17 protein-coding genes are annotated in these 23,173 nt (G+C 66.6%); 7 read left to right on the forward strand and 10 right to left on the reverse strand.

Annotated features, from left to right (window positions below; genetic code table 11):
* Positions 1-425 precede the first annotated feature (425 nt).
* Positions 426-2,696: a hypothetical protein gene (locus ABIB28_RS01060; RefSeq protein ID WP_354285735.1), complete on the forward strand. Its 2,271-nt coding sequence runs from the start codon at positions 426-428 to the stop codon at positions 2,694-2,696.
* Between the two features lie 26 nt (positions 2,697-2,722).
* On the opposite strand, the gene ABIB28_RS01065 is transcribed toward ABIB28_RS01060, so the two are convergent.
* The 9 genes from ABIB28_RS01065 to ABIB28_RS01105 all read right to left on the reverse strand — a co-directional run bounded on the left by ABIB28_RS01065 (position 2,723) and on the right by ABIB28_RS01105 (position 15,787).
* Complete coding sequence (locus ABIB28_RS01065) at positions 2,723-4,189, reverse strand: efflux transporter outer membrane subunit (protein ID WP_354285737.1); 1,467 nt, start codon at positions 4,187-4,189, stop codon at positions 2,723-2,725.
* A gap of 5 nt (positions 4,190-4,194) precedes the next feature.
* The gene (locus ABIB28_RS01070; RefSeq protein ID WP_133188373.1) at positions 4,195-5,712 is read right to left on the reverse strand and encodes a DHA2 family efflux MFS transporter permease subunit; all 1,518 of its coding nucleotides are present in this window, start codon (positions 5,710-5,712) and stop codon (positions 4,195-4,197) included.
* Entirely contained in the window at positions 5,709-6,854 is a 1,146-nt protein-coding gene (locus ABIB28_RS01075) for an HlyD family secretion protein (protein ID WP_354285739.1), read from the reverse strand. The genes ABIB28_RS01070 and ABIB28_RS01075 overlap by 4 nt, the downstream gene beginning before the upstream one ends.
* Positions 6,855-7,229: 375 nt before the next feature.
* Positions 7,230-8,531: an ABC transporter ATP-binding protein gene (locus ABIB28_RS01080; protein ID WP_354285741.1), complete on the reverse strand. Its 1,302-nt coding sequence runs from the start codon at positions 8,529-8,531 to the stop codon at positions 7,230-7,232.
* A gap of 10 nt (positions 8,532-8,541) precedes the next feature.
* A complete protein-coding gene (locus ABIB28_RS01085; protein WP_354285743.1) occupies positions 8,542-10,287 on the reverse strand; it encodes an ABC transporter permease in 1,746 nt (581 codons plus the stop codon).
* A 1-nt stretch (position 10,288) separates the two neighbouring features.
* Positions 10,289-11,635 (reverse strand): carbohydrate porin, encoded by a 1,347-nt coding sequence (locus ABIB28_RS01090; RefSeq protein WP_502958187.1) that lies wholly within the window; start codon positions 11,633-11,635, stop codon positions 10,289-10,291.
* Between the two features lie 374 nt (positions 11,636-12,009).
* Positions 12,010-14,583 (reverse strand): HWE histidine kinase domain-containing protein, encoded by a 2,574-nt coding sequence (locus ABIB28_RS01095; protein ID WP_354285745.1) that lies wholly within the window; start codon positions 14,581-14,583, stop codon positions 12,010-12,012.
* Positions 14,576-15,133 carry a biliverdin-producing heme oxygenase gene (locus ABIB28_RS01100; protein WP_354285747.1) on the reverse strand — a complete coding sequence of 186 codons (558 nt, stop codon included), beginning with the start codon at positions 15,131-15,133 and terminating at the stop codon, positions 14,576-14,578. Before ABIB28_RS01100 ends, ABIB28_RS01095 begins: the two co-directional genes overlap by 8 nt.
* A gap of 96 nt (positions 15,134-15,229) precedes the next feature.
* Positions 15,230-15,787 carry a DNA-3-methyladenine glycosylase gene (locus ABIB28_RS01105; protein WP_354285749.1) on the reverse strand — a complete coding sequence of 186 codons (558 nt, stop codon included), beginning with the start codon at positions 15,785-15,787 and terminating at the stop codon, positions 15,230-15,232.
* A 197-nt stretch (positions 15,788-15,984) separates the two neighbouring features.
* Here ABIB28_RS01105 and ABIB28_RS01110 point away from each other — a divergent pair, with 197 nt between their 5' ends.
* The 5 genes from ABIB28_RS01110 (at position 15,985) to ABIB28_RS01130 (ending at position 20,423) form a co-directional block, all read left to right on the forward strand.
* Positions 15,985-17,187 carry an MFS transporter gene (locus tag ABIB28_RS01110; RefSeq protein ID WP_354285751.1) on the forward strand — a complete coding sequence of 401 codons (1,203 nt, stop codon included), beginning with the start codon at positions 15,985-15,987 and terminating at the stop codon, positions 17,185-17,187.
* A gap of 60 nt (positions 17,188-17,247) precedes the next feature.
* Complete coding sequence (locus tag ABIB28_RS01115) at positions 17,248-18,501, forward strand: MFS transporter (RefSeq protein WP_354285753.1); 1,254 nt, start codon at positions 17,248-17,250, stop codon at positions 18,499-18,501.
* A 163-nt stretch (positions 18,502-18,664) separates the two neighbouring features.
* Positions 18,665-19,708 carry a rod shape-determining protein gene (locus ABIB28_RS01120; RefSeq protein ID WP_189674786.1) on the forward strand — a complete coding sequence of 348 codons (1,044 nt, stop codon included), beginning with the start codon at positions 18,665-18,667 and terminating at the stop codon, positions 19,706-19,708.
* 85 nt (positions 19,709-19,793) lie between these two features.
* Entirely contained in the window at positions 19,794-20,066 is a 273-nt protein-coding gene (locus ABIB28_RS01125; protein ID WP_010186626.1) for a DUF1488 family protein, read from the forward strand.
* 222 nt (positions 20,067-20,288) lie between these two features.
* Positions 20,289-20,423, forward strand: a complete 135-nt coding sequence (locus ABIB28_RS01130; RefSeq protein WP_354285756.1) for a hypothetical protein — start codon at positions 20,289-20,291, stop codon at positions 20,421-20,423.
* 183 nt (positions 20,424-20,606) lie between these two features.
* Here the strand turns inward: ABIB28_RS01130 and ABIB28_RS01135 are convergent, their stop codons facing one another.
* Positions 20,607-21,926: an MFS transporter gene (locus ABIB28_RS01135; RefSeq protein ID WP_133188395.1), complete on the reverse strand. Its 1,320-nt coding sequence runs from the start codon at positions 21,924-21,926 to the stop codon at positions 20,607-20,609.
* Positions 21,927-22,048: 122 nt separating this feature from the next.
* Here ABIB28_RS01135 and cyoA point away from each other — a divergent pair, with 122 nt between their 5' ends.
* Positions 22,049-23,161 carry a ubiquinol oxidase subunit II gene (cyoA, locus tag ABIB28_RS01140; protein ID WP_354285758.1) on the forward strand — a complete coding sequence of 371 codons (1,113 nt, stop codon included), beginning with the start codon at positions 22,049-22,051 and terminating at the stop codon, positions 23,159-23,161.
* Positions 23,162-23,173 lie beyond the last annotated feature (12 nt).

Raw genomic sequence — 23,173 nt, forward strand, 5'->3', positions numbered from 1 at the left:
GCGCCGGGCGACACGGCGTGCGCGGTGCCGTATGGGAATTCCTCGTCAACGGGAAATCACCGGATCACCGAACCTCACAAGCCGCGCAAGGAGCGCAATCCCCGCGATGAGGACGATCCGGGCGTGGGGACCCTGCGATCAAGACGGGATTGCGACGCAGGCAGGATCGTGGGGTCAGGCGGTCGCCGGGGTTTGTCACCGACCACCGCGAGCTTGCTGGATGCGGGGTTGCGGCCGCATGGCTTCAGCCGCATTGTCGCCACACGCCAACGGCATAGGCCGCGGCAAGCAGAAATTGAGCCGTGGACACCGTGTTGCGTTTTTCTCCTATCGTCGGTCTTCTCGGTCTGTTGCTAGCGGCGTCCGCCGTCGAGGCGGCGTCCTCCTCGTTCGACCTTGTCGGCCCCCGACTGGACGTTAGCGTGGTGCGCGACGGCGTTACGCTCCCGCTCGAGCGCGTGCCCAACCTCGCCGAAGGGGATCACATCTCGGTCAAGCTCGCCCCCCTTGCGGGGCATGACGAACATTATCGGCTGATCGCGGTGTTCCTGCGCGGCGCGGTCGATCGCCCCGGTAAGGACTGGTTCCGCGAGGCCGAGAGTTGGCGGGAGAAGAACGCCAGCCTGTCGCTCGTCGTCCCCAAGGACGCGCAGCAGATGGCGCTGTTCATCGTTCCCGAGCGTGGCGGCGGCGCAAACGCGGTGATCAGCGCGGTCCGCAAGCAGCCCGGTGCGTTCGTCCGCGCGGCGCAAGAGCTCAATCAAGCCTCGCTCGACCGCGCACGACTCGACACCTTCCTGCTCGAGATGCAGCGTGCCGAGCGCAAGAACCCCGAGAGCCTTGCCGCCGTCTCGCCGGTCCTGACGCGCAGCCTTGCGGTCAAGCTCAAGGCCGAATGCCTCGCGCAGCCGACCGAAGTCCAATCGGCGTGCCTGACCGGCGACCGCGAGACGCTGCTGCTCGCCGACACGCACAGTTCGGCGCTCGCCGATACGCTCGCCGGCGCGCCGACCGACCTCGCTTTCCAGCTGAGCGCGACACCGCAAGCCGGATACGGCTCGTACAGCTCGTATATAGGCGTGGTGCGCGATCTTTTTCGGATGTTCGGCGCGTTCCAGTCGACGCAGCTCCAGTTCATCCCGGCGCTCGCGCAACAGCGTGAGGGCAATGTCACGGTATTGCTCAACACGCCGGTCTCGTTCGCCAAGCCGACCTCGGTGATGGTCGTCGCGCTCCCGGCGATCGAAGCGCCCAAGCCGCCGCCGCTGCGCCAGCCACTGCCGGCCACGATGTTGTGCGCCGCGCCAGGGGTAATATTGCCGGTCGAAGGCGCACCGCTGGTCTATGCCACGGGCTATGCGCACGACATGGTCTTACGGCTCAAGCGTCTTGACGGGACGCAAGCCGAGATGCCGGTCCGCGCCGATCCAAGCCTTGGCGGATTCGTCTCGACCGGGGAAATTCCGTTCGGGCCATTCGGACCGGTCATCTCCGCGCAATTGCACGGTGCCTGGGGCTTTTCGTCGTTCGATGGCCCGAGCTACGTCCTGACCAAGCCCGGCGACGGGACGTGGAAGGCAACCGACCGCACCGCGCTGGTCGTCGGCCGCTCGAACGAACTGCAACTGACCGGCGGCAGCGCAGGGTGCGTCACCAAGATCGGGCTGCGGCGCGGCGATGGCGCGGTCGAGCCGCTCAGCTGGAAGCAATCGGCCACGCACGGGATCGTCGCGACCGTCCCGCTCGAGCAATCCGAACCCGGCACGGTCTCGATCGTGATCGAGGAAAAGGGCGTCGCGACGCCGACCGAGCTCCCGCTGCGCGCGTTGCAGCAAGCAGGCAGCGTCGATGAACTGAGCTTCCACGCGGGCGACGACCAGGCCACACTGACCGGCACGCGGCTCGACCAAGTGATCGGAGTGACGCTCGGCACCCTCGCCTTCCAGCCGGGCGCGCTGACTCGCGTCGGCAAGCAGGATCGCGTCGCGCTGCAGGCCGCCAATCCGGCCAGCGCGATGGCGCTCGCTGCGGGCACAACGCTTTCCGCCGACATCAGCTATGTCGGCGGACGCCACAAATCGCTGAGCGTGACGATCGCACCGCACCGCGTCTCGGCAACGCTGCTCCGCGTTACGGCGCGGGCGCCGGTGCGTGATGGCGCCTTGCCGATCACCTTGCCCGGCACCGCGGTCTTTGCGCAGGATGCCCGACTGACCTTTGCCTTCCACCTCAACGACGCCCCCCCGCTCTCGGGACGCGAAAGCATCGAGATCGGGACGGTCGACGGGCGTACGAGCACGATGGTCGCGGCGGGCAAGGGCTATGATCTGCAGGACGCCAAGACGGGGATCGTCTCGATCAACCCGGCCGAAGCGCTCGGGCCCACGGCCTATGGCGCCCTGCGCTTCCGCATCGCAAGCGACGGCGCAGGGTCATCGTGGACGCCGCTCGCCACGGTCGTGCGACTCCCCGAAATCCACACGATCAGCTGCGCGGCGCGGAAGGCCTGCAAGCTGTCGGGCAACCGCTTCTTCCTGATCGAAGCGGTCGGGACGAACGCCGAGATGCAGCCGAGCCAAGCGATCCCCGACGGTTTCGTCGCGACCGAAATCACCACGCGCGCCAGCGCCGAAGGGCGGATCTACCTGCGGCTGCGCGATGCCCCCGAAGCCACCGCAACGGTAGCGGCACCCTAACGATCCGGCGGTTGAAAAGGGTGTGGTTACCCCGCGACTGGCGCTTCGGCGGCAGGTCCGGTCCAGCCGCCTGCCGTTGCCACGTATAGCCGCGCCACGTTGAGGAACTGTCGCGTCTGCGCCAGCACCAGGCCATTGCGGGCACGCTGATACAGGCGCTCGGTCTCGAGCACTTGGAGGATGCCCGAATTGCCGACCTGATAACTGCGTTGCGACAGATGGCGCGATTGTTCGGCGACCGAGACCGACTCGCGCTGATTGACCACCGAACGCGCGTCGCTCTGGATCGCCGAGAGCAGATCCGCGACTTGGCCGAAGGCGGTCAGCACCGTCTGCTGATAGGTCGCCTCGCTCGCCTTGGCGCGGTTGATCGCCGCCGCGCGCTGCGCCTTGAGCGTCCCGCCATGGAAGATCGGCGCGGTCACGCCGGCAAAGATGTCGTACCCCCGGAACGCGTTCTTGACGAGATCGCCGATCCCGGGCGCGCCCTGCGTCAGCGTCGCGCCGAGCGTGATGTCGGGATAGAGCCGCGCGGTCGCGACGCCGACCCCGGCCGCCGCGGCATGCAGATCGGCTTCGGCCTGAAGGATGTCGGGCCGACGATGCACGAGCTCGGACGGCAGCGCGACCGGGATAGTGGTGGGCAAGGTCAGTTTGGCGATGTCGAACTCGGTCTCGCCGAGCTCCGACGGCGCGATGCCGACCAGCGTCGCGAGCAGATGCCGCGCTTCGGCAAGCTGCTGTTCGAGCTGCGGGATGTCGCCGCGATCGGCGGTGTATTGGCTTTGCGCGTTGAGCACCTCGACCAGCGTACCCTCGCCGCCCTTCCGCCGCTTCTGCGTCAGATCGACGTTGCGCAGATCCTCGGCGAGCAAGGCATTGGCGGTCGCGACCTGCGCACGGATCGCGGCGACGGTGAGCACCTGGTTGACCACCTGCCCGGCGATCGAGAGATGCGCCGCCTCGGTCTGGCGTTGCTGCGCCTCGACCTGCGCGGCGCTTTGCTCGACCTGACGGCGCAGCCCGCCAAACAGATCGAGATCGTAGCTGATCCCGCCGCCGACCGAATAGAGATGGAATTCGGGATTGCCGCCGGGCGCGAGCGGATTGTTGCCCGAAAAGCCGAAGCCCGCGAGATTGACCTGCTGCTGATCGACGCGCGCATTTGCGTCGATCTGCGGGAGACGACGGCCCGCAACGGCGCGCAACTCGTCACGCGCCGCGGCAAGCGTCGCATTGCTCGCCGCCAAACTGCGATTGTTGGCGATCGCACGGTCGACCAGCGCATCCATTTCGGGCGATCCGAACGCCGTCCACCAGCGCTGCGCCGGCCCCGCGCCGACTGTCACCGCAGGCGCACCGCGCACCGCGACGCGCTGCTCGCTCGGTGGCTGGTAGCCGCTCACCCCCGGCGTCTGCGGACGCACGAAATCGGGGCCGACGGTGCACCCGGCGAGCGCGGTCGCGGCGAGGAGGATCGGGAGAAAGCGCATTGGCATCAGTCCATATGGATCGTTGGGCCGTCGGCCGCACCCTTGCGCGGGCCGCGCATCAGCAGAAGCAGCGGAATCACCGCGAGCGTCAGCACGAACAGCAGCCAGAAGGCGTCGATATAGGAGACCATCGACGCCTGCCGGGTGACTTGGGCATTGAGCGCCGCAACCGCGCTTGGGAGATTGAAGTCGAAGCCTTGCGCCAGCGCGGGATTGTCGGGCCGGACGCCTTCGGTCAGTCGCGAATGCACCGCGGCGGCATTGCGGATCGTCAGCGCCTGGAGCACCGAAATGCCGACCGCCGAGCCGATATTGCGCGTCAGCGTGAACATCGCCGCACCCTCGTTGCGATATTTGACGTCGAGCGTCGCGAACGCGATCGTCGTCAGGGGCACGAAGACGAGCCCGGTGCCGAGCCCCTGGATGAAGCCCGAGACGATCACCAGCCGCTCGCTCATCTGCAGCGAAAAGCCCGCCATGATGTAGAGCGAGACTGCCGCCAGCGCGAAGCCGACGAAGATCAGCAACCGAGCGTCGACGCGCTTGATGATCCGCCCGACGATGATCATCGAGATCAACGTGCCGATCCCGCGCGGCGCGGTGACGAGTCCGGTCAGCACCACCGGATAGCCCATCAGCGTCTCGAGCATCGTCGGCAGCAAAGCGAGCACGCCGAACAGCACGGTGCCAAGGAAGAAGCCGAAGATCGAACCCGTCAGGAAATTGCGATCCTTGAACATCCCGATGTCGATGAACGGTTTTTTCGCGGTCAGCGTGTGCACGACGAAGAGATAGCCGAAGAACAGAGCGAGCCCTCCCTCGATGCAGATCTCGAGCGAGCTGAACCAGTCCTTGGTCTGCCCGCGATCGAGCATCAGCTGGAACGCGCCGATCGCGAGCGCGAGCATCGCAAAGCCGAACACGTCGAGCCGCGGGCGCGCGGCGTCCTTGGTCTCGGTGAGAAAGCCCGACAGACCGACAAAGGCGAGAATGCCGATCGGCAGATTGATGTAGAACACCCAGCGCCAGGTGAGATTGTCGGTCAGCCAGCCGCCGAGCGCGGGGCCGATGATCGGCCCGAGGATCGCGCCCATGCCCCACACCGCCATCGCCGGGCCGTGGCGTTCGGGTGGATTGATGTCGAGCAGGATCGCCTGGCTCATCGGCACCAGCGCCGCGCCGAACACGCCCTGCAACAGGCGGAAACCGACGAGTTCGCCGAGGCTGTTGGCCAACCCGCACAAGCCCGACACGACAGTGAAACCGACGATCGACCACAGCATCAACCGCTTGCGCCCGAAGCGCCCGGCGAGCCAGCCGGTGAGTGGCGTCATGATCGCCGCCGCAACGATGTAGGACGTCAGGACCCAGGTGATCTCCTCGCTCGACGCCGAGACGCTGCCCTGGATGTGCGGCAGCGCGACGTTGGCGATCGTGCTGTCGAGCGAGTTCATCACGGTCGCCGCCATCACCGAGGCGGTGATCAGATTGCGGACGGCAGGGGCCGGATAGGCGCTCGTCATCGCACCGGCGTCGCGGCGCCGAACAGATGACGCTGATAGCCGGTATCGACGGTGACCTCGACGCTCAGCCCGGCGTGGAGCGGGATGTCGCGCGGCACTTGGTCGATGCTGAACTCGATCGGCAGGCGCTGGACCACCTTGACCCAGTTCCCCGTCGCGTTCTCGGGCGGGAGCAGCGCGAAGCTGTTGCCGGTGCCGGGGCTGAAGCTCGCGACGCGGCCAGTCAGCTTGAGGTCGGGAAAGGCGTCGATCTTGAAGGTCGCGCGCTGGCCGACGCGCATATGGTCGAGCTGATTTTCCTTGAAATTGCCCTCGACCCACAGACGCGTCCCCGCCAGCGTGAACACGGGCTTCGCCGCCGAAACATAGCTGCCGAGCTGGAGCTGATCGACCTTGGTGACGATGCCGTCCTGCGCGGCGCGGACCGTCGTATAGCCGAGGTTAAGCCGCGCGCGTTCGAGCGCGGCCTGTGCTCGCTGCACCGCCGGCTGGCGCTCGGTCGGCGCAGAGACGCTGCCGGTCAGTGTCGCGGCGACGCCGGCATTCTGCTCGACCGAGGTCGCGATCTGCTGGCGCGCGGTCTGCGCGGCGAGCACCGCCTGGTCGTATTGCGCTTGCGACGAGATGCCCTCGGCGAGCAGCGCCTTCTGGCGCGCCGCCTCGCGCTGAGCGTAAGCGAGCTTGTCGCGGCCGGCCTGCAGCGTCGCTTCGCCTTCGCGATAGCTTGCCCGCACCGAGGCGACCTGGGTGCGCGCACTGGCCAGTTCGGCGGCGGCTTCGTCGACGGCCGCCTGATACGGCGCGGGGTCGATCCGGAACAGGACGTCGCCCGCCTTGACGCGCTGGTTATTGTGGACCGCGATCGCGACGACGGGGCCGCTGACATTGGCGCTGACCGAGACCAACCCGGACTGGAGATAGCCATTGTCGGTCGCTTCGTAGCGGCCGCCGCTCAGATAGAAATACACGATGGCCAGCACCGCGACGATCGGCGCCAGCAGCAGCAAGGGCGTCCGCAAGCGACGCCGGGCGCGGGGCTGGCGGTCGGCGGATTGCACTACGGGAGCAGGCGCGACGATCGGGGTCGAGTCTTCCACCGTGGGATAGTCGGCCGAGCGACCTGGCGAATCTTCCAAACTCATAGACTTTGCTCTCGAAAAGCAGTCGGTCCGCAGACGAAAATCGGACGCGGATAGCGCGTGCAACCGCGGTCGCGCCTTGCCGCTTCCGCCGATACCACGCAAGCAGATAATATGCATGCTTATGTTTTGAAAGAGGCTAACGCGATTTGGCGACGAGGCTCCAGCGCGGATGCGCGGTGGAACGCGGCGCGACGACCCTACTGCGCGCGTAAGACGGCGGTTTTGAAACTGCGGAAACCCCGACCGCCTCGCAATGATCGCTCTTCCAGATGACCTTCAGGCGCTAACGGCAAAGGCCATCACCCTCCGCGCAGCAGGGCCGGCACCCGCCGCCTTAGCGAGCGGCTTGCGCCGCCCCCCGGGCAGCGCACGTGATCAGGCCGGATCGTCGAGCGAGAACAGATCGCCGTCATCGTCGAACGCGAACAGTTCGGCGTAGCGCCCCCATTCGGTCACGGTGCGCAATGTCGTCGCGGCGAAATCGGGCGACATATGGTCCTCGAGCTCGTCGCGGAAGCGCCGCGCCGGCGCCTGGTGGCTCGGCCGCTCGTCGAGCACGACGCGGATGTGGCGCGCCAGCCGGACATGCGTTTCAAGCGTCCGGCGGAAATTGGCCTTGCGCTGGTCGACATCCTCCTGCGCGAACGCCGCGCCGCGCTTGGTGAGCACCGCATCGCCATCGTCGATATCGACGAACTGCAACATCTGCAGCGTCTCGACGATCGGAAAGAGGTCGTCGATCTCGAGCTGGAGCGTGTCGGCGAGCGTGGCGAGCGGCGCGCGGCCCTCGAACGGCGCGGCCTCGATCTCCTCAATCAGACCCGCCAGGCTGTTGATCGACACGTCGGGCAACGGCCGGTCGAGCCCGTGCTCTGGCTGCGTCCCATGGAGCGCCACCGGCACCGCCGCACGCTGCGTCATCCGCGCATAGATCTGCTCGACCAATTCGCGGAACGCGGGATCGAGCCGGTCGCGCGGCTGCGGCAGGTCGACGGTGAACTCGGCCGCAATCCGCCCCGGGTTCGACGACAGCACCAGGATCCGATCGCACATCAGCACGGCTTCCTCGATATTGTGCGTGACGATCAGCACCGAGGCGATGCCGAGCTTCCCCTCGCCCCACAGGTCGAGCAGATCGGTGCGCAGCGTCTCGGCGGTCAGCACGTCGAGTGCCGAGAAGGGTTCGTCCATCAGCAGCAGCGACGGCTCGACGACGAGCGCGCGCGCCAGGCCCACACGCTGGCGCATTCCGCCCGACAGCTCCTTGGGAAAGGCGTTCTCGAACCCGTCGAGCCCGATCAGATCGATCGCGGCGAGCGCGCGGGTGCGGCGTTCCTCGGCCGGCACGCGCTGCGCCTCGAGGCCGAGCTCGACATTTTGCAGCACCGTCAACCACGGGAACAGCGCGAACGACTGGAACACCATCGAGACCGAGCGCGGCGCGCCCTCGGCATCGGGCACGAAACGAAGCTCGCCGCTCGAAGGGCGGACGAGACCAGCGATCGAGCGCAGCAGCGTCGACTTGCCCGATCCCGAGCGGCCGAGCAGCCCGACGATCTCGCCCTCCCGCACGGCGAGCGCGACGTCTTCGAGAATCGGCGGGCCGCCCTGCTCGCCGCCATAACTATGGCTGACATGCTCGAGCGTGACGACGGGGCGGGCGGTGTGCGGGATCATGATAAGGTCCTCAAGACAGACGCAGGCGGCGTTCGGACAGGCGATAGAGCGGGCGGAACAGCAAGCGATTGATCGCGATGACGAACACCGACATCACCATAATGCCGAGCAGCACCCGCGCGCCGTCGCCCGCGGTGGTCGCATCGGCGATATAGCTGCCGAGCCCTTGCGCGCGCAGCCGCGTGCTGCCCCACGACACGGCTTCGGCGACGATGCTCGCGTTCCACGATCCGCCCGAGGCGGTCAGCGCGCCGGTGACGTAATAGGGGAAGATTCCCGGCAGGATCAGCCGCCGCCACCACTGCCAGCCGCGCACCCCGAACATCTGCGCCGCCTCGCGCATGTCGCTCGGGATCGCGCTGGCGCCTGCAATGACGTTGAACAGGATGTACCATTGCGTCCCGAGCACCATCAATGGCGAGAGCCACACGTCGGGATCGGCATGAAAATGGACGATCGCGACGACCGCGATCGGGAACAGCACGTTGGCCGGGAACGCCGCGAGAAATTGCGCAACGGGCTGGATCCGCGAGGTCCAGCGCGGCCGCAGCCCGACCCACACGCCGATCGGCACCCACACGAAGCTCGCCAGGATGATCAGCACAATCACGCGCAACAGCGTGATCAGCCCGAAGCGCAACGCCGCCAGCGCCTCGGCAAGCGACAGCGTCTGGTGGAGGAAGTCGATCGCATAGCCCGTCGCGGCGAGCGCGGTGAGCGCGACCACCGCCGCCCAAAGCCGCATCCCGCGCGCTGCCGGGGCGACCGCCCTGGCGGCGAAGTGCCGCTCCTGCGCGATCGGGCGGCGCGCGGGTTCGAGCCGATAGACCATCTGCCCGACCGCGCGCAGCGGCGCAGTGAACGCCGGAAGCAACCGCGCGCGCCGGAACAGGTCGAACAGCCACGATTTCGGCGGGGCGACGCTCGCGGTCTGTTCGACGCGAAAGCGATCGGCCCAGGCGATCACCGGACGGAAGACGAGTTGGTCGTACAGCAGGATAACCACCGCCATCGCCCCGACCGCGAGCGCGACCGCGCTGAGATTGCGCTGCTCGATCGCGATCGCCAGCCACGACCCGATCCCCGGCAGCATGATCTGCGTATGCCCGACGCTGATCGCCTCCGACGCGACGACGAAGAACCAGCCGCCCGACATCGACATCATCGCGTTCCACACGAGGCCTGGTGCGGCAAACGGCAGTTCGAGCCGTATCAGTTTGCGCAGCGGCGAAAGGCCGAAACCGCGCGCGACTTCGTCGAGATCGGCGGGCACTTGCCGCAGCGACTGGTACAGGCTGAACGCCATATTCCACGCCTGGCTGGTGAAGATCGCAAAGATCGCCGCGCATTCGACCCCGACGCGGCTGCCCGGGAACAGCCCCATAAAGGCGGTCACGGTAAAGGTCATGAAGCCCAGCACCGGCACCGACTGGAGGATGTCGAGCGCAGGGATGATCACCAGTTCTGCCCGCCGGCTCTTCGCCGCGGCGGTCGCCGCGAACAGCGTGAAGACGAACGATGCCGCCAGCGCCGCGAACAGCCGCAGCGTTGTCAGCAGTGCGTAGCGCGGCAATTGCCACGCATCGAGCACGACCGGCTCGAGCCGAAGTCGCGCGAGCGGCTCCGTCGCGCCACTGACCCCCGCCGCGATCGCCACCCCGGCCGCAGCAATGATCGCGAACAAGGCGGCATCGGGCCAGCCGAACCGCACTTTCAGGCGCCGCGGCGAGAAGCCGAGAAATCCGGGCGTTTGCATGTCAGAACGCTCCATGCAGGCGTAAGGCGGCGATGTTCGCCGGCCCGCGATCGCGATTGTAGCCCGGGTTGGCGATATGCTGCGCGTCGAGCGTCGCATCGACGCCCGGCAGGAGATGCACATCGTAATAGAGCTCGGCGATCTGCTCGCTCCCGGCGTCGGGCAGCCGCGCATCGCCGACGAGCACGCCGATCCCGCCCGCCGCGAGATAGCGCTGATGCGCGGCCGAGATGCCGTTGACGACGAGCGCGAGCCCGACCCGGTCGGTCGACCGCCCCCAGCCCTTGCCCGCCAGCACCGCGCCGACTTGCGCGGTGCGATCGATATCGGTGAAGTCGTACGGCTCGATGCCGCCATCCGACCAGCCGAGACGGCCGAAAATCCCGAGCGTGTCCGTCAGTTCCTGCTCGGCATTGGCATAGGCGCCCACCCGGGTCCGCCGACCGCGCACCAGCGCCGTATCGGCCGGGGCAGCGCTTGCCGCGCCGAGCGCCAGCGCGTCGTCGAACCGCCCGAACTGCCCGCGATTGCGGAACATGCCGAGCCGGATCGATCCTGCACTGGGCCCGAAGCTGTGACGATGTTCGACTTCGCCATCGAGCTGATACTGGCCGAAACCGCGCTCGAGCGTCTCGCCATTGGGCACGTGCGACAGGTTGAACGCACCGACGCGGATGGTCCAAGGCCCGCGATAGGCCTCCAGCGCCGCCCCGGTCGAATAGCCCCAGGCGTCAGCGGCGTAATCGAAGCTGCCCGCATCGACCACCGACCAGTTGAGGAAGTCGGCGCGCGGGTCGTGCGCGTAGCGGTTCGTATCGAACACGTCGCCGACGCCGATCTTGCCAAGAGTGAGGACGATCCGATCGATTGGACGCGATCCGCCCAACTGATTGGACGACGCCAGCACGGCCTCGCGCTCGCTGCCGAGAGCGATCGTCTGGCGGAAGAACACGCGCTGTAGGCGGAAATAGGGTGCGGACTTGCCGACCTTGTAGGCTTCCGCACTCGGAAAACCCGCCGCGCCGAGCGTGTTCGACAAGCCGAAGCCCTGATCGATCTCGGGGTTGGCCCAAACCTCCGCCCCCTGCCAAGGTGCCACGCCGAGATAAGCGGTGACGTCGGCGGTCTCCTGTACCTGGCGCGGCGTCAGGCTATTGGGGCCAGAGTAAGGCGAGGCGAAGCCCCCTACCCCCTGGACAACGAACGTTGCCTGGCCGTGCAGCGCAAAGGTCTGCGGATCGCCCGTCCGCGCGCCGCTGGTCTGCGCCGCGACGGGACTGGTAGTAAATAGCAGCACGCTTCCGAATGCCACGATCGGAAAATACGGGACCGCGACGCCTTTGGGCATGCGCGACCGAAACAGCGCGTCAGCGACGCGCACGGGGGGATATGGTGCGCACTTGGGCGCGAAACATGGTCATCAGCGAAATCCTCGGGTCTCGTGGTTCGAGCCCGCCGGATATCGCCTCAGGCCGGCATGATACCGCCCATGACGACCCGGCCGGGCCCAGGATTCCGACAATCGGCAGCGCAGAAGCCGAGGCTTCTACTGTCGCCGTCGCCGGACAAGGGGCTAGATCGGGGCATTGGGATCCTGTGGAATAGAGGCATCAAAGTCGTACCGAATCGGACGGGCGATTGCGATATCGCGCGGCGCCTAGCAGCTTGCCGTTCCCTCGCACAGTGTTTGCGCGGCAGTGCGGTACGATGCCGTGGCGAGGCTCAATCGGTCGCCACCGGCCCCAGCATCTCGGCCATCGCCCGCGCGACATTCTCGAGCGTGTACGGCTTTTGCACGACCATGCGGTCGCGATGGTCGGCCGGCAACTTGGCCTGTTCGCCATACCCCGTCGCGAACAGGAACGGTACGCCAAGCACAAGCAGGCGATCGGCGATTGCAAAGCTGTTGCGATCGCCAAGGTGGATGTCGAGCATCGCAATCGCGGGCCGATTCTGCTCGATCGCATCGAGCGCGCCGTCGACCGTCGCCGCGGTCGTAACGGTCTCGGCGCCGAGCCGCGTTACGATGTCCTCGGCATCGAGCGCGATGATCAAGCTGTCCTCGACCAAGAGGACGTCGCGCCCCTTCAGCATGCGATCGGGCACCACCGCGGCCAGCCCCGGCGCGGGCCCTGCATACCGAACCGGCGGCGCAAGACCGGGCGGCGCTTCGGAGACGTGTCGCGCGGGAATGCGGAAGCGCGCCTCGACCCCCTCGGGACGATAGTCGACCTCTGCCGTCCCGCCGATGTCGTATGGCACCGAGCGATGGATGATCGTCGTCCCGAACCCTTTGCGCGTCGGCTTGGCGACGGTCGGGCCGCCGGTTTCACGCCAGGTAAAGTGCAGGTCCTGCGCCGCGTCGCGCTGCCAGCTGATCGCGACACGACCTTCGGGCACGGAGAGGCTGCCATATTTGGTCGAGTTGGTGACGAGTTCGTGCAGCACCAACGCCATCGTCGAATAGGCCTGGGGATTGAGCAGCACCGGCGCGCCGTCCGAAATGATCTTGTCGCCATCGGCAAGAAAGGCCGCGGCCTCGGCGTCGATCAGCGCCTGCATCGGCGCCGGGCCCCAATGGTCATCGGTAATCTGGTTGTGCGCGCGCGCCAGCGCGTGGATCCGCCCGTCGACCACCTTGACGAAATCCTGGACGACATTCTCGGTCGGCTGCGACTGGCGGATCAGCCCCCGGATCACGCCGAGCACGTTGCGCACGCGGTGGTTGAGCTCCGCGATCAGCAACTCCTGCCGCGCGCTGGCGTGCTGCCGCTCGGTCGAGGCTTCGTCGGCCATGCGCAGCACGACTTCGATCAACGTCGCGCGCAGCGTCTCGGCAACGCGCACCTCGGACGGTGTAAAGGGCTGCGAACGCCCCTGGACGAGCTCCTTCCACTCGGCAAAACTCTCGCGCGGCGACAGGCGTGGCCCGTTGATGCCATATTCGACCGGCTTGTCCGGGTTGCCGGCCCAGCGCACCGATCGCACGAGTTCCGAGCGGAACAGCACGACATAGTCGCGCGGCGCACGCGAGATCGGGATCGCCAGCAAGCCGGCGGATTGCGAGACGAACGCCTCGGCACCCGGCAGGATCGAGGCAATATGATCGGTCGCAAAAACCTTCCCCGCAGCCGTGCTGTTGAGGGCGCGAACGATCCGCTGGAATTCCTCGACCGACGGCGTCACCCCGGAAAACGCATGGTTGCCACCGATCCACACGCCGACACCGTCTGCGGCGATAGCGTTGGTCAGGATATCGCCGAGCCAGTCTGGATCCCTCAACAGCGTATCGTCGGAGGCAACCGCGCCGAGCAACTGGTCGGCGATCTCGCGCGCACCGCGCTCGAATTCGACCGTCGCCTGGCGCTCGCGGCTTTCGAGCCGCATCGCGAACATCTGCGCGAACAATTCGCTGACCGATCGCCGCTCGAAGGTCGGGCAACGCGGCGCATAATGGTGGCATGCGAACAGCCCCCAGAGCTTCCCGTCGACCAGGATAGAGATCGACAGCGACGCCTGGACGCCCATGTTCTTGAGGTATTCGATATGGATCGGCGACACCGCGCGCAGCACCGAAAGCGACAGGTCGAGCGGCTGGCCCTGCGTGTCGCGGGCCGGCACGATCGGGACCGTCTGATGGTCGACATCGGCGATGATGCGCAGCAAATTGCGCTTGTAGAGTGCGCGCGCCTGGACTGGGATGTCGCTTGCCGGATAACGCAGCCCGAAGAATTTGCCGATCCCGGCCTTGACCGCCTCGGCCACGACCTCGCCCGAATCGTCGGCGTTTAAGCGATAGACCATCACCCGGTCGAAGCCGATCAGCGCGCGGACCTGGCGTGCGCCTTCGCGGAAGAAGCTCTCCATGTCGGCGCATTGGTCGAGCCGCGAGATCATCGACCGGACAAGGCTGCTCGCATCGCCATATTCCCCCGATGCCGGCTCGGCCTCGATAACGACCTGGCCTCCCGAATAATGGATCGCGACATCGAACGCAGTGCCGCCGGGAACGAGCACGAGGTCGAACACTCGCTCGACCGCATCGGCGCCGCGCAGGACCGCGGCACGGTTGCGCAGGTCGTGGATGACCGAGGCGGAGAAGATTTCGGCAAGCGGCAGCCCGATCAGATCTTCCGGAGCGTGGCCGATATAGTCGGCGATATTCGCCGACGTGCGCGCGACAAGCCAGTCGGCGGTCAGCGCCAGCAGGAACCCAATCGGCTGAATCGCCCCCAGGATATGGATCGGTTCGCGATCACAGTTCGTCAGATCGACCGATCGGAAGTCGTCAGCCAAGGTGCCCGGTCTCCACAATTCGTTGTCCGCTGGTTTCAAACAACGCAAACACGTTACGCGCCGCGGCGACCGCGACGGAGCGTTTTAAACCAGTATCGAGCCGCACGTCGAGCATCTGGAGCAAGCTGCGCCACGCGGCCGAATCGACGCCCCCAAGAAAGCGCGTCGGGAAGTCGGCGGGGACCGATCGCCTCAGCATCGTCCCGCCCAGCCGCGACCCCTCGAGCACATAGAGGCCACCAAGCACCGCCGCTTCATCCGAAAAGACGATCGGTCCGGCGGGGTCGGGCACGGGCAGACCGAGCACCGCGAGATCGGCTCGCACCAGATCGCCGCGCTGGCGGATATCCCAATCCGGGACGATCGCGCCCACACCCGCTTCGACAAGGGCTTGCTCGACAGGGATGTGAGCAGCCGCCTGCGCACCGAGAAATGCGCCATAATCGTCGCGGTCATCGAGCCGGATCTGCGAGTATAGGCGATCGACCCGGTCGTGCTGCTCGTGCGTTGCCGCCCGCAACGCGCCTCGCGCGGTGATTTGATGCGTCATCGCATCATAGTAGTTCGGTTCGACGCAAATGTAACCGCGCGCTATCATAGGCTGGATCAGCAAACGCCGGCCATGCGCGATGGTGCGAGCGCGCGATCACACGGGTTTGCTCAGATAGCGCGACCCCGCGAGACAGAAGCGCCACGGCGTTGTCGCGCCCTTGCTGATTCCGATCCGCACCCCCTCGACGATGCCGGGAGCGGTCGCAGGCAAGGCCATCGCAAATGGCGGACCATCGAGCGGCGCTCCGTTCAGCTCCGCATCGATCCCCAGCGCCTGTGCCAGCCGCCCCGGCCCGCTGCAGAGCAGTCGGTCGGCGACGTCGCCGCGACGCGCCTGCATGACGTCACGACCGTATAACGGTTCGATCGCGCGGATCAGCACGGCACTCCCGGGCTGCTCCGCCGCGCAAACGAAGTTCAGGCACCAATGCAATCCGTAGATGCGATAGACATAGGCTCGCCCGACGGGGCCGAACATCACGGCATTGCGCGGCGTCATTCCGCCGAAACTGTGCGAGGCTGGATCGCCCGCGTCATACGCCTCGGTCTCGACGATCCGGCCGCCCGCGCCATCGACTTGCAGCTCGGCGCCGATCAGGCCGCGCGCAACGCTCACCGCGTCGCGCGCGAAGAACCCGGCGGCGAGTGTCACAGCAGCTTCCCCTCACCGACGCGCACGCCGCGATCGCATCGGTCGATGACCATCGGTGGCGGAAGCGGGCAAGTTTGTGGTGGCATCACGGCCCCCGGCTTGTATGGCACGCGACGCGCGGATCAACCCCCGCACGCTACGGAGAGGCTGCCGAATCGCCCGTCGCCGCTGTTCGGTGACGGACCCTGGAGCCTGTCATGCCTGCCCCCTCCTCAACGTCAGCGCGCACCGGCGCTGCGCCGCACGTCGGCCTCGTCCACGCGGCGCTCGCGGTCGGCGGTTTTGCGATCGGTACGACCGAATTCGCGACGATGAGCTTGCTTCCCTATTTCGCGCGCGACCTGCACATCGACGAACCGAGCGCCGGACACGTCATCAGCGCCTATGCGCTGGGCGTGGTCGTCGGGGCGCCGCTGATCGCGATCCTGTCGGCCAAGGTCCCGCGCCGCACGCTGCTGATCGCACTGATGACGGTCTTCGCGGTCGCCAATGCGCTGTCGGCGCTCGCGCAATCGTACACCATGCTGTTGCTCGTCCGCTTTTTGAGCGGCTTGCCGCACGGCGCCTATTTCGGCGTCGCGTCGCTCGTCGCGGCGTCGCTCGTGCCCGACGAGCGGCGAACTCAAGCCGTCGGCCGGGTCATGCTCGGGCTGACCGTCGCGACGATCGTCGGCGTGCCCGCCGCGACATGGCTCGGGCAAGCATTCGGCTGGCGCTATGGCTTCGCGATCGTCGCGGTGCTTGCGTTGATCACCGCAGGCCTCGCGGTCGCGATCGTCCCGCAGGACCGCCCGCAAAGAGACGCCAGCCCGTTGCGCGAACTCGGCGCGCTCCGCCGGCCGCAAGTGTGGCTGACGCTCGCGATCGGCGCGATCGGCTTTGGCGGGCTGTTCGCGGTCTACACCTATCTCACCGCGACGCTGACCCAAGTGACGCGCATCGCGCCGGCGCTTGTCCCGGTCGTCCTCGCGTCGTTCGGGATCGGGATGACGATCGGCAACCTCGTCGTACCGCGCTTCGCCGACAAGCGGCTGATGCGGACGGGCGGCGTGCTGCTGCTGTTCATGGCGCTCGTCCTCGCGCTCTACACGGTTGCCGCGCACAATTTCCTCGCGGTGACGCTCGATGTCTTTGCGATCGGGCTCGGCGGCGCGCTCGGGACGGTGCTGCAGACGCGGCTGATGGATGTCGCGGGCGACGCGCAGACACTCGCGGCGGCGCTCAACCATTCGGCCTTCAACGTCGCCAATGCCCTCGGACCATGGCTCGGCGGGATGGCGATCGCGGCCGGCTTGGGCTGGACCTCGACCGGCTGGGTCGGATGCGCGCTCGCGCTCGGTGGGTTCGCGGTGTGGTGCGCCTCGGTGCTGCTTGAAGCGAGAGGTCGACGCGCCGTATAGTCGGCTGAGCTCGGCGGCGCGCGATTTCGACAAGCGCCGCCGGCGTGCGTAAGAGGAGCCATGTCCACCGCCTCGACCCGCCGCATCCTTCTCGCCAGCCTGATCGGCACCTCGGTCGAGTTTTACGACTTCTACGTCTATGCGACCGCGGCAGCGCTCGTATTCGGGCCGCTCTTCTTTCCGGCGAGCGATCCCGGCGTGCAGATGATCGCATCCTATGCGAGCTTTGGCCTCGCCTTCTTCGCGCGCCCGCTGGGTGCCGCGCTGTTCGGACATTTCGGCGATCGGCTCGGTCGCAAATCGACGCTGGTTGCCTCGCTGATGCTGATGGGAGGATCGACCGTCGCGATCGCCTTCCTGCCGACCTATGCGCAGATCGGATGGATCGCGCCGCTGCTGCTGTGCATCCTGCGCTTTGGCCAGGGGCTCGGGCTCGGCGGCGAATGGGGCGGCGCCTCGCTGCTCGCGGTCGAGAATGCGCCCGAGGGGCAGGAAAATCGCTGGGGCATGTTCCCGCCGCTCGGTGCGCCGATCGGCTTCATCGCGGCGAACGGCTTCTTCCTGCTGCTCGGCGCGGCGCTGACGCCCGCGCAGTTCACCGCCTGGGGCTGGCGCCTGCCCTTCCTCGCCAGCGCAGTGCTCGTCGTGCTGGGGCTGTGGGTGCGTCTCAAGCTCACCGAAACGCCGGCATTTCGCGAGGCGGCGGCGCACGATGCGCTGCCGCCGGTGCCGATCGCCGAACTGTTCCGCCACCATCTGCGCGCAACGCTTGCCGGGACTGGCGCGGTGATCGCCTGTTTCGCGCTGTTCTACCTGACCACCGCCTTCGCGCTGAGCTATGGCACGACGACGCTCGGTCACAGCCGCCAGGCGTTTCTCGGGATCGAGATCGGCGCGATCCTGTTCCTCGCGCTCGGTGTCATCATCTCGTGCACGCTCGCCGACCGGACCGGGGCGCGGCCGATGCTGCGCTGGGGGTTTCTGGGGTGCGCAGTGTCGGGACTGCTGATGGGGCCGATGCTCGGTGCGACGTCCTTGTGGATCGTGTTCGCGTGGCTCGCGCTGTCGCTGTTCGCGATGGGCTTTGCCTATGGCCCGCTCGGCGGCTGGCTGCCCTCGCTGTTCGACGCGGGGGTGCGCTATACCGGCGTGTCGATCGCCTTCAATCTCGGCGGAATCCTCGGCGGCGCACTCGCCCCGATCGCGGCGCAGAAACTCGCCGAAGCAGGCGGACTGAATCTGGTCGGCATCTATCTCATTGGCGCAGCCTTGCTGAGCCTTGGCGGCCTGGCGCTGCTCAAACCGGCGCATTGAGCGGACCGGGCGCGCGGCTCTGGCGCGCAACTTGCCGCGCGAAACGATCGGCGGGTCGGAAGCGCGCTTGACCGCCGGGCCAGCGGCACCCACGGAGTCGCCAAAGCCTGCGCCGGGAGCCCTTCACGGCGGCCAGACCACGACCTTATCATCGAGACCTCTTATGTGGCCGTCGCGGCTCTTCACTTTCTCTTCCAACGACATGGCGATCGACCTCGGCACAGTGAACACCCTGGTCTATCTTCGCGACAAGGGGATCGTGCTCGACGAACCGTCGGTTGTAGCGCTCGAGACGATCGACGGCGTGACCAAGCTGCGGGCGGTCGGCACCGACGCCAAGCTGATGATGGGCAAGACCCCTGAGGAGATCCGCACGATCCGCCCGATGCGCGACGGCGTGATCGCCGACATCGATGTCGCCGAACAGATGATCAAGCATTTCATGGACAAGGCGCTCGGCGGCGCGAGCCGGATGCCGCGACGCCACAAGGTCGTGATCTGCGTGCCGTCGAGCTCGACCCAGGTCGAACGTCGCGCGATCCGCCAGGCGGCGACCAATGCCGGCGCGGCGAACGTCCTGCTGATCGAAGAACCGCTCGCCGCCGCGATCGGCGCCGGCATGCCCGTTACCGAGCCGATCGGCAGCATGGTGGTCGATATCGGCGGCGGGACGACCGAAGTCGCGATCCTGTCGCTGCGCGGGCTTGCCTACAGCACGTCGGTGCGCGTCGGCGGCGACAAGATGGACGATGCGATCGCCTCGTACATCCGCCGCAAATACAACCTGATGATTGGCGAGGCGACCGCCGAGCGCGTCAAGATGACGATCGGCATGGCGCGCAAGCCCGAGAACGGCGTGGGCCTCACGATGAACGTCCGCGGGCGCGGGCTGGTCGGCGGGATCCCGACCGAGATCGAAATCAACCAGGCCGAAGTCGCCGAGGCGCTCGGCGAGCTCGTCGCGCAGATCGTCGAGGCGGTGATGAACGCGCTCGAGCAGACGCAGCCCGAGCTTGCCGCCGACATCGTCGACCACGGCATCGTGATGACCGGCGGCGGATCGCTGCTGCGCGAGCTCGACACTGTCCTCGCCGATGCGACCGGGCTGCCCGTCGTCGTTTCGGAAAACGCGCTGACGTGCGTCGTCACGGGTGCGGGCCGCGCGCTCGAGGATGCGGTGTTCAGCGGCGTGCTCAGCGAAAGCTGAACCTGCGAGGGAACCTCCACCGCGTACTTGCGCTTGGTCAAGCGCACGGGCACATCGCGCCCTCACACGATCTGGAGCATTCTGCATGGCCGCCGACAAGATGGATATTCTGCACTCGAGCCTGCTCGACAATGACGACGAGCGCGTCGTCGAATTTATGGGCGAAGTCGATGGCGAGGAATATCAGTTCGCGGTGCAATATGCCGTGCTCGAAGCGCTGAGCGGCGACGCACCCGAGGACGACGCCATCGAGCAGTTCAATCGCTTCGAGGATTCGATCGCCGAAGCCGGTCTCGTCGCGCTCGCGCGCAACAGCGACCAGGCGATGATCGTGATCAGCGAAAACGATCTCGAATAGCCCATGCCGCCATGCCGGGAACGTCCCGGCATGGCGCCTCGTGAGGCGGGTCTTACATGGATAGGCCATGAAAACCGTCGTGAGATCTTCCGAATGGTGCCCGCTTGCTCTTGCCTGGCCGCTCGCTCTCCCCGTGGCGGGATAAGGCCTCACCTATCATGCCCGACGTAGCGACCCCCAAAGGGTAAGTTGCCCGATCCTGCGCGATGGACCGCGTATCGCTTGGCGTTGACGATCGGTCCCGACCATCCGCGCTTCACCGCCCGTGACGAGATCGACATCGTGGTGAAAGCTCAGGCCTCGATCCTCTACGGCCGCGACAAGACCGTCGCCACGCCAAGCGCGGGACCATGTTGATCCCCGCACGCCCTACCCAAGTCGACAGGACCCGCGTCGTGTAACGCGATTCTTCCAGCCCCCCCACCCACTCCCCGTACCAATGCCGGTGCGGTTGGCGCGAGCTGATCGCATAAAAACGCTCCCCCGGCACAGGCCGAGGGAGCGTCTCGAAGATCGAAGCAGAGCGTTGCGACGTGCCGATCAGGTGCGGCTCGCCAGCTCCTTGTTGAGCCACAGCGCGAGCAAGGTCGCGAGCGAGCCCGACAACAGATACGCGCCGCCTGCGACCAGACCGAAGTGCGACGACAGGAACAAGGCGACCAGCGGCGCGAAGCCGGCACCGACCAGCCATGCGATGTCCGACGTCAGCGCAGCGCCGGTATAGCGCGATTCGCCCGTGAATTCCGAAGCGACGACGCCCGACGACTGGCCGAACGAAATGCCGAGCAAGGCAAAGCCGAGCACCATGAAGATCACTTCGCCAAGCTCGCCTGCGGCCAGCAACTGCGGCGCGAAGCCCGAGAATACGGCGATCGCCGCCGCCGACGCCCCCAGCAAGGTGCGGCGCCCGATACGATCCGCGAGATACCCCGACGCCACGATCGCGACGACGCCGATCGCTGCGCCGACCACTTCGATCGCCAGGAAGCGCTCGGGATTGCTCTTGGTGTAGAGGAAGACCCACGACAGCGGGAACACGGTGACCATGTGGAACAAGGCAAAGCTCGCCAGCGGTGCGAACGCGCCGAGTGCGATCGTCCGCCCCTGCTTGCGGACCGTCTCGAGCACCGGCGCCGGGATCAGATCGCGGCTGGTGAACATGTCCTGATAATCCGACGTGCTGACGATGCGCAGCCGGGCGAAGAGCGCGACGACGTTGATCGCGAAGGCGACGAAGAACGGATAGCGCCAGCCCCAGTCGAGGAAATCGACCGACGACAGCGTCGCGGTGAAATATGCGAACAGCCCCGCCGCGACCATCAGGCCGAGCGGCGCGCCGAGCTGCGGAATCATCGCATACCAGCCGCGCTTGTCCTGCGGCGCATTGAGCGCCAGCAGCGACGACAGGCCATCCCAGCTCCCGCCGAGCGCCAGCCCCTGACAGATCCGCAGGAAACCGAGGACGAACGCGGCATAGACGCCGATCTCGGCATGGCCTGGCAGGAAGCCGACCGCGACGGTCGATCCGCCGAGCAGGAACAGCGCAATCGTCAGCTTGGTGCCGCGGCCATACAGATGGTCGATCGCGAGGAAGATCATCGATCCGATCGGCCGGGCGACGAAGGCGAGTGCGAACAGGCCGAACGAATACAGCGTGCCGGTAAGACGGTCGACATAGGGGAAGATCATCGTCGGGAAGACGAGCACCGAGGCGATCGCATAGACGAAGAAATCGAAGAACTCGGACGTGCGCCCGATCACCACGCCGATCGCGATCTCGCCCGAGGAAACATGCTCCTGGTTGATCCGGCTGGCATCGGCCTCGATCGCGCGCGACGTCGGGGTGTGGGTGGCTTGCATCGGTGTTCGAACTCCCGGCCATGATCGCCGTTTATGGTGTTCCTCTACGCGTGCTGCAGCGCAGCGAGGATTGGACAAAATGTCCAATGGGAGGCGCCGCCATAGAGGCTTAGCTCCGCGACATGATCCGACCTCCCTCGCCCCTTCGCCCCGCAATCGCGGGCCTCGCGCTGCTAGCGCCCGCCTTGCTCGGAGGGTGCAGCACCGTCGTGCTGTCGCCCGCGGGCGATGTTGCACAGCAACAGGGTGACCTGGTGGTCATCGCTACATTGTTGATGTTGATCATTATCGTGCCCGTTATGGCGCTGATCGCCTTCTTTGCGTGGCGGTATCGCCAGGCCAATACCGATGCACCGTACAGCCCCGAGTGGCATCATTCGACTGCGCTCGAACTGGTCATCTGGGCGGTGCCGCTGTTGATCATCATCTGCCTTGGCGCAGTAACCTGGACCAGCACGCATCTGCTCGATCCATATCGTCCGATCGGCCGGATCGACGCGACCCGCCAGGTGGCGCTCAACGCCAAGCCGATTCGTGTGCAAGTCATCGCACTCGATTGGAAATGGCTGTTCATCTACCCCGATTACGGGATTGCCACGGTCAACCAGCTGGCCGCGCCGATCGATCAGCCGATCGAGTTCGACCTGACCTCGGCCGACGTGATGAACGCGTTCTACATCCCCGATCTTGCCGGCATGATCTATGCGATGCCGAGCATGACGACGAGGCTCCATGCAGTTGCCAACAAACCCGGCAACTATGCGGGTTTCTCGTCCAACTTCAGCGGCGACGGCTTCTCGTATATGAAGTTCCGCTTCCTTGCAGGATCGCAGAGCGACTTCGACGCCTGGGTCGCACGGGTCCGTGCGAGCGGCGCCATGCTCGACCGCGCGACCTATCTCAAGGTCGCCAAACCGAGCATGAACCATGCACCAACCTTCTATTCGGGCGTCGCGCCCGGCTTGTTCGACGCTGCCGCCAACAATTGCACCAAGCCTGGGCAAGTCTGCATGGACGCGATGATGCGCGCCGATGCGGGACCGCACAGTGGCGCGCATGCCGAAGGCCACGCCAAGAACGACGACGCGATGAAGATGTCGGCGATGCCGATGCCCGGTTCGGGGAAACCCGACGTGGTAGAAGCAACCAAGATCACCGCCAAGAATTCCGCCCAAAGCACAGCGCGCCTTGCCGGCGCAGGTCTGCCGATGCCCGGCGACCGGAGGACCTTCTGACATGATGCCCCC

This window comes from Sphingomonas sp. UYEF23 (assembly GCF_040546165.1).
Taxonomy (GTDB): Bacteria; Pseudomonadota; Alphaproteobacteria; order Sphingomonadales; family Sphingomonadaceae; genus Sphingomonas; species Sphingomonas glacialis.